We start from the raw sequence: 1,070 nt of genomic DNA on the forward strand, positions 1-1,070 counted from the left end.
CGGCCGGTCACCGCTGGGCGGCGGTGGCGTCGAACCTGCCTGGGTCGCGCCCGGCTGCGAAGGGCCCGAGAGCGGGCCTGACGGGGGTCCTGTGGGGCGTCCTGACGACGGCGGTTCGACGCTCACGAACACTTCTTCCCTGCGTAGGGGATCTGCGGCGCACAGATCAGGTCACGCTTTCAACCGTTCTGCACACCTCTTACCGTTACGCGCCTATTGTGTGTCCCGCTTCCTGGCAGCCCGCAAGCCGACGCGGTCGGCCCTCCCGAGGGGCGGGCTGCCGTCACGCTGCTTAGCGTGACAACGTGAACGACCAGAAACCGCCTCGGCGGTCAGGCGCACAGCGCACGCCGCAGAGCCGGCGGGCCCCCCATGGCTGGATCCACGCCTTCGTGGCCGTGCTCGCAGCGCTGGTGGCCATGGCCGTCGTCGCCGCGCTCGGCCTGTGGGCCGCCGGGGCCGCCGACCTGCCGGACGGCGCGTTCCCGAGCGTCGTCGCGGCCGTCGTCGTGATGGCGGTCGGCGGCTCCGTGGGGCTCTCCGGCGACGCCGGCGCGATCGCCGAGACGAACGCGGGCCTTTCCGTGCTCCCCCTCTCGGTCACCCTCGCCGGAGCTCTGGTGACCGGCGCCGGATTCCTCAGGCCGCTGCGGCACCGGGCCGTCGCCGGCACGAAGGAACTGATCGGCTGGGCCGCCCGGTTCGCGGTGCTGTGGGTCCTGCTCCTCATCGGCCTCGGCCTGCTGGCCCGCCACCGGTTCACGATCTCGCTCGGGGAGGGGGACGCGGCCGACATCGGCGACCTGCTGGGTGCCGGCTCGCCCAAGGTCGGTTTCGAGACCGACGTGCCGCTGACCCTCGTGTTCGGGCTGCTGTGGCTGGTGGGCGTCCTCGCCGTGGCGTTGCTGGTCTCGCGCGGGGCGCCGCTCCCCGCCGGCCTGGTGCGCTTCCAGGAGTCGGTGCGTCCCGCGGCCTACGCCATGGTGGTCCTGCTGCTCGCGTACGTCGCGCTGGGGCTCGTCATCGGCGTGGTCGTGGCGGTGACCCGGGGGCACACCGCCGAGACGCTG

The 1,070-nt window shown here is 73.3% G+C and carries 1 protein-coding gene; it reads left to right on the forward strand.

Annotated elements, in window-relative coordinates; translation table 11 throughout:
* Positions 1-305 precede the first annotated feature (305 nt).
* Positions 306-1,070 (forward strand): streptophobe family protein (locus tag ACZ5CR_RS47070; RefSeq protein ID WP_468870214.1); only part of this gene is annotated, 765 nt, incomplete at its 3' end.

The sequence above is a fragment of the Streptomyces sp. NPDC031274 genome, assembly GCF_055570235.1.